This window comes from Glutamicibacter sp. St.4D3, assembly GCF_059728615.1.
Window position 1 is genome coordinate 1437358 of the sequence record NZ_AP039380.1, and the last position, 18027, is coordinate 1455384.

Annotated in this window: 12 protein-coding genes and 2 pseudogenes; 11 read left to right on the forward strand and 3 right to left on the reverse strand. The window is 57.1% G+C overall.

Annotated elements, in window-relative coordinates:
- Positions 1 to 167: 167 nt before the first annotated feature.
- The 4 genes from AC6I21_RS06540 to mutM are packed head-to-tail and all read left to right on the forward strand — an operon-like array spanning position 168 to position 2536.
- Complete coding sequence (locus AC6I21_RS06540) at positions 168 to 689, forward strand: YceD family protein (protein WP_497763270.1); 522 nt, start codon at positions 168 to 170, stop codon at positions 687 to 689.
- Positions 690 to 691: 2 nt separating this feature from the next.
- On the forward strand, positions 692 to 895 hold the full coding sequence (gene rpmF / locus AC6I21_RS06545; protein ID WP_013348816.1) for a 50S ribosomal protein L32: 204 nt from the start codon (positions 692 to 694) through the stop codon (positions 893 to 895).
- A gap of 2 nt (positions 896 to 897) precedes the next feature.
- Positions 898 to 1596, forward strand: coding sequence for a ribonuclease III (rnc, locus tag AC6I21_RS06550; RefSeq protein WP_446753678.1), 699 nt, complete (start codon positions 898 to 900; stop codon positions 1594 to 1596).
- Between the two features lie 16 nt (positions 1597 to 1612).
- Positions 1613 to 2536 carry a bifunctional DNA-formamidopyrimidine glycosylase/DNA-(apurinic or apyrimidinic site) lyase gene (mutM, locus tag AC6I21_RS06555; protein WP_497763271.1) on the forward strand — a complete coding sequence of 308 codons (924 nt, stop codon included), beginning with the start codon at positions 1613 to 1615 and terminating at the stop codon, positions 2534 to 2536.
- A 13-nt stretch (positions 2537 to 2549) separates the two neighbouring features.
- Here mutM and AC6I21_RS06560 read toward each other — a convergent pair whose 3' ends face one another.
- Positions 2550 to 3395, reverse strand: coding sequence for a serine hydrolase domain-containing protein (locus tag AC6I21_RS06560; protein WP_497763272.1), 846 nt, complete (start codon positions 3393 to 3395; stop codon positions 2550 to 2552).
- A 130-nt stretch (positions 3396 to 3525) separates the two neighbouring features.
- Between AC6I21_RS06560 and smc the strand changes: the two genes are divergently transcribed.
- Positions 3526 to 7092 (forward strand): chromosome segregation protein SMC, encoded by a 3567-nt coding sequence (smc, locus tag AC6I21_RS06565; protein ID WP_497763273.1) that lies wholly within the window; start codon positions 3526 to 3528, stop codon positions 7090 to 7092.
- On the opposite strand, the gene AC6I21_RS06570 is transcribed toward smc, so the two are convergent.
- Complete coding sequence (locus AC6I21_RS06570) at positions 7089 to 8348, reverse strand: MFS transporter (protein WP_497763274.1); 1260 nt, start codon at positions 8346 to 8348, stop codon at positions 7089 to 7091. The genes smc and AC6I21_RS06570 overlap by 4 nt on opposite strands.
- 118 nt (positions 8349 to 8466) lie before the next feature.
- Between AC6I21_RS06570 and ftsY the strand changes: the two genes are divergently transcribed.
- The 6 genes and pseudogenes from ftsY to AC6I21_RS06600 form a co-directional block, all read left to right on the forward strand.
- A complete protein-coding gene (gene ftsY / locus AC6I21_RS06575) occupies positions 8467 to 9654 on the forward strand; it encodes a signal recognition particle-docking protein FtsY (RefSeq protein WP_497763275.1) in 1188 nt (395 codons plus the stop codon).
- A gap of 190 nt (positions 9655 to 9844) precedes the next feature.
- Positions 9845 to 10741: an acyltransferase family protein gene (locus AC6I21_RS06580; protein WP_497763276.1), complete on the forward strand. Its 897-nt coding sequence runs from the start codon at positions 9845 to 9847 to the stop codon at positions 10739 to 10741.
- Between the two features lie 338 nt (positions 10742 to 11079).
- Positions 11080 to 12132 carry an IS110 family RNA-guided transposase gene (locus tag AC6I21_RS06585; RefSeq protein WP_497763277.1) on the forward strand — a complete coding sequence of 351 codons (1053 nt, stop codon included), beginning with the start codon at positions 11080 to 11082 and terminating at the stop codon, positions 12130 to 12132.
- Positions 12133 to 12147: 15 nt separating this feature from the next.
- A complete protein-coding gene (locus tag AC6I21_RS06590; RefSeq protein WP_497763278.1) occupies positions 12148 to 13584 on the forward strand; it encodes an IS1380 family transposase in 1437 nt (478 codons plus the stop codon).
- 337 nt (positions 13585 to 13921) lie between these two features.
- Complete coding sequence (locus tag AC6I21_RS06595) at positions 13922 to 15013, forward strand: SGNH hydrolase domain-containing protein (protein ID WP_497763279.1); 1092 nt, start codon at positions 13922 to 13924, stop codon at positions 15011 to 15013.
- Between the two features lie 505 nt (positions 15014 to 15518).
- Positions 15519 to 15980, forward strand: a pseudogene (locus AC6I21_RS06600) (transposase); the annotation flags it as partial.
- A gap of 142 nt (positions 15981 to 16122) precedes the next feature.
- Here AC6I21_RS06600 and AC6I21_RS06605 read toward each other — a convergent pair.
- Positions 16123 to 17401: pseudogene (locus tag AC6I21_RS06605) on the reverse strand (ISL3 family transposase).
- Positions 17402 to 18027: the final 626 nt, after the last annotated feature.

Consider the following 18027-nt stretch of genomic DNA (forward strand, 5'->3'; position numbering starts at 1 on the left):
GCGCGTTTGGAGCACGTGGGCATCGTGGGCTAAAATGAAACGTCGGTATATGTTCAATAGGAGTTATCATCAGCGAAAAGCGTTCTGATCGGTCGCCACACGGTGAGCCTGATCGCAGCTCGCCTCTGGTTATTTCAACCAAGGAGCTTGGACGGGCGTCCGGAGCAATGACAACGATCGTTGAGCAAGTACCCGCGCCCGCTGAAGTGGGCGTAGCACTTATTGGTGTTCGTGAAGGATCCGAGGTTTCCTTGGACCTGCGGCTCGAATCCGTACATGAGGGTGTTCTGGTTTCTGGTGTAGCTACCGTGGAAATCGCCGGTGAATGCGGCCGGTGCCTGACGCCCATCGAGTATGATTATGATGCTGATATTCAGGAGCTCTTCTACTACGAAGAGAATGCCGAAATCGAGCAAGACGAGGAAGTTGACCAGTACTGGGTTGTCGATGGTCTCATCGACCTTGACCCGGTACTGCGGAACGCAGTGGTGACCGCCCTGCCGTTCCAGCCGGTATGTCGGGAAGATTGTTTAGGGCTTTGCAGCGAATGTGGCAAGAACCTTAACGAGGATCCTGAGCATCACCATGAGGTCCTTGATCCTCGTTGGGCAGCGCTTGCGCAGCTGGCCGACATAGTCGCAGAAGATGCGACACAAAGTAAAACGTCAGACGAGAGAGAAGAGAAGTAGTCGTGGCTGTTCCAAAGCGGAAGATGTCCCGTGCGAATACTCGTGCCCGCCGTTCTCAGTGGAAGGCTACCGCACCGAACCTGGTGAAGACCGTTGAAAACGGTCGTGTCACCTACAGCCTGCCGCACCAGGCCAAGGTCGTCACCGACTCGGCCGGTACCGAGCTGTTCCTTGAGTACAAGGGTCGCAAGGTCGCAGACGTCTAAATATGTCTTCTGAAGAAGAACTTCTGAAGCGTCTCGGGGTCACTATTGACCCCGAGACGCTTCGTCTTGCTTTAACCCATCGTTCCTACGCCTATGAAAACGGCGGGATCCCCACCAATGAGCGTCTAGAGTTCTTGGGCGACTCCATCCTGGGCTTCAGCATCGCCGAGTATCTCTACGATGAGCTGCCTCACCTGCCGGAAGGGGACCTCGCGAAGCGCCGCGCGGCTGTCGTCAGCACTCGCGCGTTGGCTACGGTTGGCCGGCAACTCGCGCTGGGCCAGCACATCTACCTGGGTCGTGGTGAGAAGCAGTCCAACGGGGCAAACAAGTCCTCGATTTTGGCCGATACCATGGAAGCCATTTTCGGCGCCGTGTACCTCAACCATGGGATGGATATTGCCAAGGAGCTCATCCTGCGTTTGGTGACGCCGATGCTTGAGGATGGTGAACTGCTCGGAGCTGCCACTGACTGGAAGACGGTCATCCAGGAAGAAGCAGCTGGCGGCAAACTCGGGGACGTGCTCTATGAAGTCACGGGAACCGGACCGGACCACGCCCGCAGCTACACCGCCACTTTGTGGATTGGGGAGCGCGAGCTGGGCCAGGGGCAGGGGCCTTCCAAGAAGGAAGCGGAACAGGAAGCCGCCCGGGCTAGTTGGAAGCTAATGCATCCCAATCAGACCTTGCCGCAGCTCTAAGGATCGCCACTTCGCTATGCCTGAACAACCGGAAGTCGAAGTAGTTCGCCGCGGAGTTGAAACCTGGGTCCGCGGTCGCAATTTCGAGAGGGTGGAAGTCCTAGATCCACGCTCCGTGCGACGGCACCTGGACGGTGCCGAAGACTTCGTAGCAAGTCTTCAGGGATGTCGTGTTGATGCAGTAGTTCGACGGGGCAAGTTCCTCTGGATGAACCTGACTGGGCTGGCGACGCCTGTTGCGCTCGTGGCGCATCTGGGAATGAGCGGACAGCTGCTGATAGAGGAACCTGAAGCGCCGGATGAAAAACATTTGAAGGTGCGTCTATCGCTGAGTTCCCGCGGCGAAGAACCAGGGGAGTTGCGCTTCATTGACCAGCGGGTCTTTGGCGGTATGTTCCTCTCGCCTCTTGTCAGCACTTCCGATGGGGGAGTTGGCGGACAGGGGAGCGACCTCGAACTCATCCCGGCAGCGGCCTCTCATATTGCCCGAGACGTACTGGATCCGTTCCGGACCACCGAGTCCCTTTACGCTGCCCTGCGCCGGCGGACCACTCAGGTTAAGCGAGCCATCCTCGACCAAACAGTGATCGCGGGTGTGGGGAACATCTATGCGGATGAGGCACTTTGGCAAGCTGGTTTCTCAGGACTCCGAAATACCGCGACGATTCGGCGGGCAGAAGTTGAGCGGTTGGATGCCGCCCTGCGGGACGTAATGCTTCGCGCACTGGACGCCGGGGGCACGAGCTTCGATTCGCTGTACGTCAATGTGAATGGAGCCAGCGGATACTTTGACCGCTCGCTCAACGCCTACGGCCGCGAGGGCAGAGAATGTGCTCGCTGTGCGAGCAATGACCGTACTTCATTGATTCGTCGCGACGCCTTTATGGGGCGTTCCTCATTCACCTGCCCTGTCTGCCAACCCCGCCCCCGCCGTCGTTAGACATCCTGCCGATTCAGCGCGAGAACTCCTGCAATACTCCGTTGTTGTAATCGCTCCACCGCTCGGCAGCCCAGGGGCCGAAAACCTTATCAGTCAGCGTGACACAGGCCAGCCGGTGTTCAGGGTCAACCCAGAGAAAAGTTCCGGATTGGCCGAAGTGGCCGAAGGTCGTCGCCGGATGATCCTTGCCCGTCCAATGCGGATTCTTGGTTCCGCGGATCTCAAAGCCAAGTCCCCAGTCATTGGGTTCTTGGCGTCCATAGCCGGGCAAGATGCCAATCCTGTCCGGGAAATGAACCGAGGTGGCGTTCTTCAACGTTTCTGATGCCAGCAGGGTGGGGGTGAGCAATTCCGCCGCGAATCGGGACAGATCTGCTGCGGTAGAGATCCCATCCTTGGCGCTGCTGCCATCCAACGTGGTGTCGTTCATCCCCAATGGGATGAACAGCGCTTCTGAAATGTATTCCGTAAAGGCGATGCCGCTGGAACGCTGCAGGTGCTCAGCCAGTACCTCGAACCCGGTATTCGAGTAGCCACGGCGGCTGCCCGGCTTGAAGCGGATGGTTTCACTGTCGAAGTCATAGCCGGACGTGTGGGCCAGCAGGTGATGCACCGTGGAGCCTTCGGGGCCCGCAGGGTCGTCCAGACTGATGGCTTCTTCTTCCAGGGCAAGCAGGAAGGCATAGGCGCTCAGCAGCTTGGTCACCGAGGCCAGCGGGTACTTGCGGTTTAGGTCACCGACAGAATCAAGCATCTGTCCGGAACCATCGATCACGGCGCTGACCGCGTTGTCGGCCGGCCATTGCTCAATCTGCGAAAGAACACTCACTTGGATTCCAATCTCTTCGCTTACTTTCATGCAGTCCTACGCGCCGCTTCCCCCGGTTGTGGGGTGGGCTTCGATAGAATTGCCTCACCAAGCCTCTCGTGGTTCTTGACGAGCCAGCACCAGCCTATAACCCCAACACAGAACTCAGGAATCCTCCACCGTGCATCTAAAGACACTTACCGTACGCGGGTTCAAGTCTTTTGCCTCGGCGACGACCTTTGAGTTTGAACCGGGTGTCACTGCGGTGGTTGGCCCCAATGGATCCGGCAAGTCCAACGTGGTGGACGCGCTAGCGTGGGTGATGGGGGAACAGGGAGCCAAAACCCTGCGTGGTGGCAAGATGGAGGATGTCATTTTTGCCGGCACCTCCGGACGTCCACCGTTGGGTCGTGCCCACGTTTCCCTGACCATAGACAACACCGATGGCCAGTTGCCCATCGACTATGCCGAAGTCACGATCTCACGCACGTTGTTCCGGTCCGGCGGTTCAGAATACGCGATCAATGGAAACTCCTGCCGCCTATTGGATATTCAGGAACTCTTGTCCGATTCCGGGCTCGGTCGCGAAATGCATGTCATTGTCGGTCAGGGGCAGCTCGACAGAATCCTGCACGCCACTGCCGAAGACCGGCGCGGTTTCATTGAAGAGGCCGCCGGCGTGCTCAAGCACCGTCGGCGTAAGGAAAAGACCTTGCGCAAACTTCAGGCCATGCAGGGAAACCTGGACCGCCTAGAAGACTTAGGTGCTGAAGTACGCCGACAATTGGCGCCGTTGGGACGCCAGGCGAAAATTGCACGTCGTGCCCAAAGCGTTCAACTGGAGGTGCGCGATGCTAAGGCACGCCTGCTTGCTGATGACCTGGTGACGCTAAACAACAAGTTGGCCCAAGACATCAGCGACGAAGCTAAAATCCAGGCTGCGCAGCGGGAGACCAGTTCCCAGTTGGAGCACGCACGCCAGTATGTGGGGAATCTCGAGGCGAAGCTATCGCAGGCGACCCCGCGTCTTGCCAGAATCCAGGAAACCTGGGTTAGCCTCACAACCCTGCAGGAGCGCTATCGCTCCATGGCCGCGTTAGCGCGAGAACGCTCCTCACTGCTGGCATCAAACCCAACGCACTTCGACAGCAACCGGGACCCCGACCGTTTGGACGCCCAGGCCGAGCGGCTGGGTGAAGAACTAGCCGAACTGGAAGAAGCAGTTGAGGACCGTCATGAGATCCTCGCTGAAGCCGTCGAAGCAAAGGAAACCGCCGAAGAAGCCGCACGCGCTGAACAACAGCGAATGGCCTCCCTGCTGCGCGCCGCGGCCGATCGCCGCGAAGGCATGGCACGTTTAGCTTCCCAGGTAGCCTCCGCACGAAGCCGGGTGGATGTCACCAGTGCAGAAATCGTCCGGCTCAAGGACAGTGATCAGTCGTTTGACGCAAACCTTGCCGCCGAACGCCAATCTTTTGAATCCTTGTCCCAGGAACTCTTGGAACGGCAGGAGGCCGAAGAGGAACTGAACAGTGCGTATGAGGACGCCGCAGGGGAGTTCCATGCCCTACAGCATGCGCAACGCGTGGCCTCGGAGCGGGAGCGTGAACTATCCGTGCGGGTTTCCGGGCTCACCTCGCGCCTCGAAGCGCTGAAGCTGAACGCCCAGGACGATTCATCCGCAGAACTCCTCGAAGCACACGGCGAGCTCTTGCTGGGACGGCTAGGGGAACTGATCTCCACGGCCGGTGGCTATGAAAAGGCCATCTCAGCCATCCTTCGGGATAGCTCCGAAGCACTCGTTGCCTCTGACGTCACCGGTGCCTTGGACTTGATCGAAGAACTCACCGATCAACAAGAGGCCAACGTCTCGTTGATCCATGTATCGGCAAACCGTGCATCAGTAGTGCCCCGCGTCGACGGGCTCATCACTGCCCGCGAGGTCGTGACCAGCCGTCCGGAAATCGCCTCGCTACTGGACCGGCTGCTCGCCAACCACTACATTGTCGAGGACTTGAACATCGCCCGCGAAATGGCCCTCCAATATGCGGATGCCTGCTTCACCACCTTTGACGGAATCAACGTATCCGCGGCACGTAGCTCCGTGGGCAACAGCGCAGGCGCTTCCCTAATTGCCCAGCAGGCATTGATCGAATCCACCCAAACAGAACTGAGACAAACAAGTTCAGAACTGCAGCGTCTGGAACGTGAACTCGCCGAGCGGGAACCGGCCCTTCACGCCTCTGAAAGCGCCCACGATGACGCGCTCGCTGCCCTGCGGGATTCCGACGCGGGCATTACCGAGCTCACCAGTTATCTGGCCGAGTTGGGGGAGAAGCTGCGCAATGCCGAGGCACAGCGTCAGACCCTACGCGCAAGAATTGTCGCGGTGGAGGAAAAGCTGAGCATCGAGCAGGAATCGCTCGAAGAGATCACCGAGCGCATGGAGATGGCGTCCGAAGATCACGAAGACGAATCCGTTGATGATGCGTCGCGGGCTGCCATGGCGGATGCGGCCGCTGCCGCACGTCAACAGGAACTGGAAGCGCGCCTGGCACTGCGCAGCAGTGAAGAGCGCGTCACGGCCCTGCGCTCCCGCATCGAAGGACTCAAACGCACGGCAGCAGCCGAACGGACCCATCGCGAAGTAGCTGCACGGCGGGCCGAAGAGCGCCGTATCCAGGCAACGAACGCCGCCCAGGTGGAAGCCGCAGCGACTCGGATCCTGCAGTTCATTGATGTCTCTGTCCAGATGGCCGACAGTGAGCGCAGTGAGCTGCAGGAACACAAGAACGAGATCGAGGAGCTGCTCATCAGCCAGCGTGCTGAGGTTGAGAAACTTTCAGCGGAATTAACGCGCCTATCGGATGCCGCGCACCGTGATGAAATGGCGCGCGCCGAACTGCGGATGCGCATTGAGAACGTTGAAAACCGCGCGCTAGAGGAACTGGGGTATACCCCGGAATACTTGATCGAGAACTACGGTCCTGATCAGCTGATTCCCGAAGCGTTTGATCCGGAGGATAAATGGGCCGAACTGCGTCAGAGTGTTGACGAGGACGGCAATCCTGTGGGAACCAAACCCTTTGACCGCGTGGAGCAGGAAAAGCGGCTGAAGAAGGCCGAACGCGATCTGGGCGCACTGGGCAAGGTCAACCCCCTGGCCCTGGAGGAGTTCGCTGCCTTGGAGGAGCGACACAAGTTCCTCTCCGGGCAACTTGAGGACTTGAAGAAATCCCGAGCAGACCTAGAACAAATCATTCAAGACGTTGACGATCATGTTGAACGAGTGTTCACCGAGGCCTATAACGACACTGCAACCCAATTCAAGAGAATTTTTGACCGACTGTTCCCGGGCGGCGAGGGGCAGCTTGTCCTGACCGACCCCGACAATATGCTAACTACTGGTATTGAAGTCGAAGCCCGCCCTGCTGGCAAGAAAATCAAGCGTCTCTCACTCCTCTCCGGTGGAGAACGCTCCCTCACCGCCGTGGCGTTGCTGGTCGCCATCTTCAAGGCCCGGCCGTCGCCGTTCTATGTAATGGACGAAGTTGAAGCAGCACTGGATGACGTCAACCTGGGACGGTTAATCACCATCTTCGAAGAGCTGCGCGAATCCTCGCAGCTCATCGTGATCACCCACCAGAAGAAGACCATGGAAGTGGCGGACGCACTCTATGGCGTGACTATGCGTGGAGACGGCGTCACCACGGTGATTAGTCAGAAGATGGATCACCAACGTATCTAGTGTTCGTGCTCTTCATTCCCGGACGGCTGCCGCACGGCGGGGACGCTAGCCGGAGTGAACAACCACGCCACGACACCCACTAGGCATACGGCGCCTGAAGCGCTCAGCGCCACCTGGTAGTTAATGTGATCTGCCATAAGCCCGGCGATAAGCGGTCCGATGATCGCACCCAAGTCGGTGGCCATTTGGAATCCTGCCAATGCCTTGCCACCGTTACGCCCAGCCCCAATGACATCCGCTACGGCTGCCTGCTGGGCTGGACCCAGGATGCCGCCACCGAAGCCGGCGAGGATGGAAAAGATGATGAAGGCCGGCAGGGAAGTGAAGTAGCCCATTAGGACGATGGAGGAGAGCAGAATGGCCATGCCAAGAAGGACCGGCTTCTTACGTCCAATCGCGTCGGTCAGTTTTCCGGAGAACGTCAGGGCGACGCCATTGCCCACGGCGAAAATAGCCAGGGAAATACCTGCCACGCGTTGGCCGGTTCCCTCACCGAAGACCGCCAGGGCAAAGAGGGGGATCATTGAGGTACGGATGCCGAAGGCCAGCCAACCGTAGCTGAAACCGGAGGCCATTGCCGCGCGGAAGGTGGGGGAGCGCAGTGCTTCACGGGTGGTCAGCACCGGTACGGGCGCGCTCGGCTCGGCCACTTCGCTGTCTTCAAGTTTTTCCTGTACCGGTTTGCGTGCCAGGGCAAAGTACACCACGGCTGCGGCGATCAACAGGGCCACGCCATAGATGAGGAAGGGCAGGCGCATTCCAAAGGGGGCCAGCAGGCTGCCGAAGACCGGTCCCATGACATTGCCCAGCAGGAACGCGCCGGCGTACATCCCTGAAATCCGGCCGCGTGATCCATCTGGCGCCAAACGGGCGATGAGCGCCATGGCCGAGATCGTGAACATGGTGGAACCAAAACCTCCAAGCCCACGGGCAACCAATAGCTGTGTGTAGTCCTGGACCGCGGCACAGAGCAAGGTGGACACGGCAACCAGCGACACTCCGGTCACATAGATTTTCGGTTCGCCCAGCTTGGCGGTCAGCACTCCGGCCACGGGCGCGAAAATCAGCCGCGCAAACGCAAAGATGCTGACAATGATGCTGGCGGCGGCTGCACCTACATCAAAGCTCACCGCGTACTGCGGAAGGATGGGGGCAATCAAGCCGAAACCGAGGGCAATGATGAACGCGGCAATCAGTAGAATGGTGATCTCGCGGGGAACCCGCAGGCGTTCGGTGCGTGGAGCAATCTTGGGCATATGTGCTTTGCCCGCTGAATCCGTACCGGGCAGCGCGGGCTAACCAGCTTCCTTGTCAGGGGAGTGTTAACGGATTGAACTGCCAGCCAACATCATAGTCTGTGAGATGATTCTAAACGTGACTGATCAGCTTTTGACCATAATCATCGTGATCGCAGTCATAGCGATCGTCGGCATTGGAACCATCGCGTTGGTTTCCAAGGGCCGCAAACCCAAGACCCCCTACACCAGCGAACGCGACGCTAATGATCCGCCGGCCGGTACCGGAACCCTCACCGAGGAACGCCCGGACACCGACACGCTGGCCCCCGAGGCTCCAGGTGCTGGCGCAACAGCACCGACGGTTGAAGAAGAGCCGGCGCTCCAGCTGGAGGTTCCGGCCCCGGTGCAGGGCCGTCTGGCCCGTCTGCGTGCCCGACTGACAAAGTCGAACAACGTTTTCTCCAAGGGTCTATTGGCCCTGCTCAGCCAGGACAACATCGATGATGACGTCTGGGACGAGATCGAAGAAAACCTGCTCATGGCAGACCTGGGGACCGAACCGACCCTCGAACTCGTTGACGCATTGCGTGAGCGGGTCAAGATCGAGGGCAGCAAGGACCCGGCTCGCGTCAAGGCAATGTTGCGCGAGGAACTGCTGAAGCTGGTGGATCCCACCATGGACCGCAACTACCTTCCGGAGCCGCACCCGGACCGCCCGAGCATCCTGATGGTGGTCGGTGTCAACGGCGTTGGCAAGACGACCACCATCGGAAAGATGGCCCGTGTGCTGGTCGCCGAGGACAAGGACGTACTGCTGGGAGCGGCAGATACCTTCCGCGCCGCAGCTGCAGAGCAGCTGGCGACCTGGGGTGACCGGGTTGGCGTTCCCACCGTCCGCTCCGAAATCGACGGAGCGGACCCGGCCTCGGTGGCGTACGAAGCCGTTGCCGCAGGCATCGACCAGCAGGTAGACATCGTCATGATCGACACCGCAGGACGACTGCAGAACAAGGTCGGCCTGATGGACGAACTGGGCAAGATCAAACGCGTGGTGGAAAAGAAGGCTACCGTTGATGAAGTCCTGCTCGTGCTGGACGCCACCACCGGCCAGAACGGACTGTCACAGGCCAAGGTGTTCTCGGAGGTAGTGAATGTCTCCGGCATCGTGTTGACCAAGCTGGACGGTACCGCCAAGGGTGGCATCGTCGTGGCCATCCAGCGGCAGTTGGGAGTACCGGTCAAGTTGGTGGGGCTCGGCGAAGGGCCGGATGACCTTGCCCCGTTTGATCCCGAAGAGTTCGTGGACGCACTGCTCGAGGGCTAACTACAACAGGCTCAACGCTTGAAAGGCCTGCCTAGGCAAAGGCAGGCCTTTCAGTGGGCTACCCACTGAGGAACAGTAGGGGAGGCCAGCCACCACCGCAGCTACGGATGTGGTTGTTAATCCCCGTTCCTGTTCAGTGATCTAAAATTAGTTTGAGCAATAAGTTGACCAAGGGAAGTAGGACTGGTAGATGGCCGATGCGTCTAGGAGCGGGTTTCGTAAAGACATTCAGGGCTTACGAGCCATCGCTGTAGGGGCGGTAGTTCTTTACCATATGTGGCCGCATCGAATGTCAGGTGGTTTCATTGGAGTTGATGTTTTCTTCGTTATCTCTGGGTATCTAATTACCTCCCATCTCGTACGGCGCCCTCCAAGAAACGGTAAAGAAGTTAAGGAATTCTGGCTCCGTCGTGTAAAACGTCTAATTCCTGCGTCATTTACGGTGCTCTTCATTAGTTTACTGGGAATTCTAACTCTCGCTCCCGTGACGGTTTGGAAGGACTGGCTATTCCAACTCTTGGCTGCCACCTTCTACGTTGAGAACTGGAAGCTTGCTGCTAGTTCCACTGATTATCTCGCGGAAGACAACGCGGCTAGCGCGATACAGCATTTCTGGTCACTGTCAGTTGAAGAGCAGTTCTATTTCTTTTGGCCAGTATTTATCGGTGTGTTAGTTGCCGTTGCGTTAGCGAACGGTTTGAAGCCAAAACTTTGCGTCGGCATGGGGATCGGGGGAGTGTTACTCTTCTCTCTCGCATACTCCATATTTCTTACCGCTACAGAACCCGGAGCTGCCTACTTTTCAACTTTCACGCGTGCGTGGGAGTTCTCTCTTGGTGCACTCATTGCGTTATTGCCGAGTTCACGTAACACTTCCATGGGGACAAGATGGGTGAGCACGCTCGCCTGGATCGGCGTAGCGGCGATTCTATCGTCGGCTTTGTTTTACGACGGTTCTTTGCCTTTTCCAAGCGCAACAGCTTTACTTCCCGTTGTGGGTACCGCCCTTGTCATTTGGGCGGCTAGCCCGGGTATTCCATGGCAACGGCAGTCATTAACTGACTTAAAAGAAGAAAAGGTGACCTGAACTGGAAAAATAGGAGTTGTTGAAGCTCTAAATCATCAGATCAAAGGATCACCTTTTCTTTAATGGTCTTGGCAGGTCTGGTTACCCGCTGGCAAGATCGATGCCAACCTGACACAGCGTGACTCACACCTTTTCTGGCCAGAGGTTTACCCTCTGTGCCATGTCACTGATTTGTCCGCTGCGATGGGCTGGCATTGGTCTGGCCCCTTGCCATGGCTTGATAAAAGGCTGGCCGCTTCTTCACAAGAGGCGTGCCTCATTAAAGAACTGCCTGACAGGACTCCATTCCAGACAGATGCCACAACAACGGCCATCAACTGGAATAGAGGTCCACCATCATGACCAACGTGGCAGAGAAATACGACTACGTCATCGGAGTCGACACCCACGCCCGCACCCACACCTACGCGATCATTAACACCAGAACTGGCGCCCGTACTGGCTGCGAAGCATTCCCGGTATCTGGGCCCGGCATGGGCCGAGCCATCGCCTGGATCCGACGTAACACCACCAACGAGATCATTGCTGCGGTGGAAGGCACCAAATCTTACGGAGCGTCAATCTGCCGCAAATTTACGGAAGCCGGCATCACCGTCACTGAGGTAAAACCACCACGCAAACAAGCTCGCGCAGGCATCGGCAAGACGGACGAAATCGATGCAACCGCCGCAGCGATGAGCGTCCTCGGCACTGAAGTTGAATTGTTGTTACAGCCGCGCACCGACGGAATTCGGACAGCAATGAATCTCCTGTTGACCTGCCGTAGGCGGATCGAACAGCAATGCACAGCTAACCGCAACGCACTGAATGCTTTGGTTCGTCAAACCGATCTTGGCTTAGACGCACGTCGGGCTTTAACCGACCAACAAATTACGGAAATCAGTGCCTGGCGAAGTCGTCGCAACGATGGAATTGAGCAATGTATTGCCCGGCAGGAAGCCTCAGAATTAGCCAACGACATCCTCAGCGCGTCGGCACGGCTGAAAAGCAATAAGGCCCAGTTGGCTGAGCTCAGCGAACAGATTGCTCCTGGATTCCAGGACCAGCCGGGTCTTGGGCCTGTAACCACGGGAATCATTCTGGCGTCCTACTCGCATCATGGCCGGTTCCGTTCAGAAGCCGCGTTTGCGTCACTGGCAGGCGCGGCTCCTCTGCAGGCCTCGTCGGGCAACGTGACAAGGCATCGGCTAAATCGACACGGCGACCGGCAACTTAACATGGCCTTAGACGTAGTGATCAAGAACCGAATGATCCACGATCAAACGACCAAGGAGTATGCCGAACGGCGAACAGCTGAGGGGTTGAGCTATCGGGAGATCAAACGTGTTCTGAAACGGTATCTCGCACGCAGTATTTTCCGGCAGCTAGAGAAGATTTTTACCTTGACATGAGACATAAAAGGATCAGTGAACCATTCTACCCACGTTTTCCCTGCCCTCCCGACCCAACGCACCAGCCAAGCCCTCGTCTCCCATGCTGGGTTGTCGGTGCTCACCAGCTTCCTGAACGCCCTGGACTTCCGCCAGCTTTGCGAAGACCGGTTCAGCCAGTTCGTGCCAGCCACCGCAACACACCGGCCAGGAAAGATCCTCGGAACATTGGCCTTGTCGTTGGCCGCCGGTGGCGAGCAGGCCGCTGATATCGACCAGCTACGTGTCGCTCCAGGGCTCTTCGGCCCGATAGCGTCCGATGCCACAGTCAGCAGGTTCATGGGCCGCATCAAGGACCAGCCAGAAGCTTTCGAGTATGGCTTCGCCACCATGACCCGCAGCCTGCGCTCCAAAGCTTGGGCTGCAGCCGGGTCACGGAATCCTGCCCGGCTGGCCACGTCAGCCAACCCGCTGATCATCGACATCGATGCCTCGCTAGTACACGTGCACTCCGACAAAGAGAACAGTGCCGGCACGTATAAAGGCGGGTACGGATTCTCACCCATGATCGCCATGGCCGACTACGGCAAGACCAATGGAACCGGCGAAGTGTTGGCCGTTCAGTTGCGTCCGGGAAACCGGGGCGCAAATTCCGCGAAATCCCATATTGAAGTCCTCAACCAGGCGTTGGCGCAGCTGCCTGATGATTTCTATGACGAGCACGGAAACCTGCATGGAGAGAAGATTCTGGTCCGCACCGATAGTGCCGGCTCGTCCCGTGAGTTCTTGCACCACCTGCAGTCGCTGGGGATTCAGTTCTCCACTTCGTATTCGTTGCCGGTGCTCAAGGAGCGGTTCATCCGGTGGATCGATGAGAAGAAGTACTGGGAACCGGCCCTGACCGCTGGCGGGGAGCAGCGTGATGATGCGTGGGTGATCGACGCGAGCAAGGTGATCGAGCTGAATGACTACTCACCAGGAACAAGGATTTATTTGCGGGCTGAGCCGTTGCATCCCGGGGCGAAAGCGACTTTGTTCGATACGGACGGGAACCGGGTGACCGCGTTCTTGACCAATAGCCCGCGGTTCAACGTGGCGTTCCTCGATGCCCGGCACCGGGCGCGTGGCCGGTGCGAGAACAGGATCAAAACGCTGAAGAGCACGGGGTTGGGCAAACTGCCTTATTGGTCTTTTACCGCGAACCAGGCATGGGCTGATCTGGCAATGTTCGCAGTGAATCTGGTGTCCTGGCTGCAGCTGGCGGTGTTGCCTGGTGGCCATGAGGCAGGCTGCTGGGATTTGAAGCGGTGGCGGTACCGGCTGTTTTCAATGGCCGGCAAAATTGTCTCTGGCGGCCGGCAACGCCGGCTGCTGATCCCCAAAAATGCGCCGGAAGCTCAGCTGCTATTCCAGCTTCAGCAGAATATTAGGTTGCTGTTCCAGCGGTGGCGGCACGGCGAGCTCGCTGCCTGAACTGGCGGTTGTCCTGTTATTTCTTTGGTTTCGAAAGGTCATTTCAGTCCAGGTTGGTGGAGCCTGGCACCCAGCGCTGGTGGTTCAGGCGCTCTTGGTCGTGCGCGCAACCGGAAACGGCCACCGGGAATCACTCGGTAATGGATTTCGGTGGCCGTGTAAGGCGTGATGAAACATCTGGGCTAGTGAAGACCGTCATTCCCCGTATCGACTGCTATCTTGTAAGCCTGCACAATTTGTAGGTGATCATTCCTACTCTTTGTACTTGTGGCATTGGCCATTGATAGTATTAGTTCCCTACGCGGTGGGTCGGTCTCTGTACTGGCCGGATAAACTGTTGCTCTTATTTGCCGCCATAGTGCTATCGATACTCACCAAAAAATGGATTGAGGATGGATTCCGCGAAGTACTGAATAAATCCAGGTTTCTTACTGCAGGACGTTTTTTGTTGGTAAGCAGCCTTAGCCTGGGGTTGTTGAGTAGCGCTGGAACTTATGTAGTTAACCAATTTGAAGAGGTGCAGGCTCGGGAGATTTCAACCCGTGCCAACACAACGAAAGCTGAATTAGGATACGAATGCTTCGGAGCTCCTTCGCTGGACCATAACTGCCCGCCACCTGATGGAAGCATTGATTTGGTTCCCTCGCCTGTAGCGGTTAAGGCGGACAAATCAGATGCCTATCCTGACGACTGCTGGGCGAACGACTACGACAACTTTCAGCGACGACCAGTTTGCAAGTACGGGAATGGTGAGCGACAAGTTGCTTTGGTTGGTAATTCTCATGCTGGCCAATGGTTGCCAGCTCTTCAGGACTTTGCTGAAAAGCATGATTGGACCATTACAACCTATTTGGCCTCGCGTTGCGCTCCGATGAAAGACCCTCAAAAGTTTGAAAGTGAATCAAAGAGTGTCGGTTGTGCTGACTGGGGTCAGTGGGTCCAAGATCAAACGGTTGACAAGAAATTTGACTTAGTTGTCGCTTCCAGTCGCCAGTCGATGCCAATGGCTGGTTACTCTTATGCCGAGTCAAAAGACCCTGCTCATGATAGCTATCGATCGTACCTGCAGGTTTGGGTCGATAGCCAAATTCCTGTTGTTGTTATCCGTGATACCCCTTTCCCCGGAGCTACCATTGAAAATATTCCCGACTGCATCGCAGCGAATAGCCGTGATTTAAGCAGGTGTTCCGGAAACGAGCATGCGTGGCAATCGATGGATGAACAATTTACTGCTGCACAAAGTTTTTCGCGTAAAAAAGTCGGAACCATCAATATGAACGATTACCTTTGTCGAGATGCTGATTGTCCTGCGGTTATCGGACAGGTTATTACCTATTTTGATTCTTCACATATATCTGCAACCTACGCCGAATCTCTTGCACCGATGCTTTCAGAAAGGTTGCTAGGCGTGATGAGTCGTTTCGAGTAGATGCACTCCTCAGGATTGCCATTCAGAACGGTCTGTCGATTTACCTGGTTCGTCGGCGGGTATGCCGATCCATACCGTTTAGGATTACAGTGGTATGCGAATTGCAGTTCGAAGTGTTGGGCAACCTGAGTCGGCGTTGAAGGCCGTCGAGGCTTTATCTGGGTTCACAGCTGGAGCAACGTCATGCAGGAATTGAAACGCCATACGGTACGCATCGCACGAGACTGAGTTTCTCATATAGATGCCCCTGGGCGAAGGTGATCCTCAAGTTAGGTAGCGAGGCCAAAAACAGAAACCATGGTCATTTCCTCCGTGACGGGTCAGCCAACCGCGCCTTGGGGCGAGCCACCAATCTGCATCGTGTGGCCCTGCTCGTGTGACAGTGGGCGGGTGAGGCCCCGGCGACGTGTGCGTTGGGCCGCGATCTGGCAGAACAGTTCGTTCTGGTAGTGCCATTACGAGGCTACGGGTGGGATTGTTAGACACTGGGCCCGCAAGTCTTTACGTAGACCGCATGTTCATCCGTAGCCTCGGTGTTGATGAGCACCGCTTCCGCACTGTTCTCTACGCCCAGGGCAGGAGCGGGAAGGTCATCAGAGTTGAGCCGTGGTTCATAGTGTTCACGGACCGGGAAAGGGGAAAGATCCTGGATATTCTGGACGGGCGCTGCGCTGGGGTGGACAAGAAATGGCTGCAAATCCGCCCCCGGTACTGACGCCAGCGTGTGCAGTACGTGGCAATCGGTATGTCCTCACAAGTCCCGCAAAGCGGTGCCGGAGAATCTGTCCAAGGCGAAAATGAGTGCGAACCATTTCCACGGGTCCACGTGATCGGGCGGGCGAATTTGATGATGGCTCAGGTATCCCGGCGTGGTCCCCATGAGGTATTTGAGCGCCGAGGTAGGTCGACTGATCCGGTTTTCAAGTATCGGAAGCTGCTGACCTGCAATCAGGAGAACTTGTCGATCTAGCAGGTCGAACGCCTGAGGCTGATTCTTGATATGGATCCGGAACTGGGAGTGATCGGTCCGGGTGGAGCCCAGAGCTGTTGGTCTTTCTGCGCATCAGGCTGATTAACGGCTCTTAAAACTTAAGCGTGGTGCAGAGTGTTCAGCACGGCCGTAGCCCCGCCGTATATAAGAGTATCCGAAGCCGATAATGATCATGATTCCGATAACCCCTGCCGATCCGTTTCAGGTTCTTCGCTGTCAGATTCGCCGCCTCGCTCCGGGCGTTGGTCAGCCTCGTTCGGATGAAAACCAGCAGCTCCCTGCGCCAGGCGGTCAGCGTGCGGAACAGCGATTTCGCCTCAACCATTTTCATTGCTCTCACGGATTTCTCCAGCACCGCCCACCGAGTCTGGAAATCATGGATATCCCTGGTTTTCAACAGCTGCCTCACGTGCTCTTTGATCGCATAAATCACTCCTAGTTCCGGATCTGATTCCAGGATCAACTTCAGGCGTTCCACCTGCGTGATCGAGAGGTTCTCCAGGTTGCAGGTCAACAGCTTCCGGTACTTGTACGTCGGATCCGTGGCCCTGCCACGACGCTCGTGCACCTCGTGGGAACGGCGCCGGCGCACATGGGTGATCATCAGATTCGTGCGGGCAATCACATGGAAATGGTCCACGCTGATCTTCGCCTTGGGTAGGGTCTCCAGCACCGCTTTGCGGAATTCGGAAGACATGTCGATCGACACGACCTGTACCCGCTGGCGCCAATACCGCGGTCTGTTCTTCAACCATTTCCTCACCGCCGCGGTGCGGCGGCCGTCCACGATATCTAGGATCTTGCTGGTATCCAGATCCGTGAAAACGATGGACCACGGCTCGATCCGCACGACTTTCCCGTTCCCGCCGCGGGCGTAGCGGACCAAAGCGGAATCGGTGCTCGTCGATGCCCAGGCGCCGGATGAACATGCGCTCCACGTCCCCGACCAGTTCCCCGACGGTGTTCAGCCGGGCCATGACCGTTGGCCATGAGACCCCATGCGCCGCGGCGACCCGGGAAACGGCACGCAGCTCGCAGCTCATATCCTCCACCAGGCGTTGGGAAAGCCTGGCGGTGATCCTGGCCCGGAAGGGCAACTGCTCAGTGGTTTGAACGAACGAACGCCGCTCGCAGACAGGCTCTTGGCAGGCCATACGGCGCTTGCGCACCCAGAGCTGGAGGTCATCTCCGCCGGCGGGCAGGTCTTTGTCCCGATGCTGTGGTCTGGCTTGGATCCTGGTGGTCAGCACGCCGCAGGAGGGGCAGGCCGCTTCGGTGGCGACCGGTTCAATGAGGACGTGTCGTCCGGCAGCTTCGTGGACCACATCGATGACGCGGTAGTCAGTGAGGTTCAACAGAATCGACGCAGCATCGATTGGCCCGGTATCCTTGAACACGGCTCGTGGTTCCTTGCTAATGAATGTCTAGACAACACTCATCTTCGCAGAGGACCGCGAGCCATACTTATTTTCGGGTCACCACGCTAAAACTTGAAGAGCCTGATTAACGCCAGGAGTGAGGCGTCAAATCTGACAGTGAAGAAACTTAAACGATTCGGAAGGGGATATCTCATGGGCCCTACTGGCTAAGGATATTGCTGTACACGGCGAACCTAAGGCCGTGCGGAACATCCTGCACCACGCTTAACTTGAAGAGCGCTAAAAATTCATCGTACGGTCAGGATTTTCAACCATACGGCGAGTGTGAAAAGAGTTCACGTGCCGGGTACTTACCCAGCCATTCTTTCCAGACCATCAATCTTAACTGTTCGCGGGCTTACTTCCTTTTACAGGTCACTCAGTTAAAACTCGAAGCGCCAGTTCTTCTTGAGACGCCGTAGGCCGTATGATCGCAGCGGCCTATTCAAGCTGTTGTAAACACTTACGGCAAATGGTGTCGGGTTGACGATGCCGGATCAGGCTTTCCATTCAAGAACTCATTCATGTCGGCTTCACACGCCCTGTAGATCCACTTGGCATCAGCTAACGTGTAATAAACTTGAGGGACAGAGTCGCTGGCGATG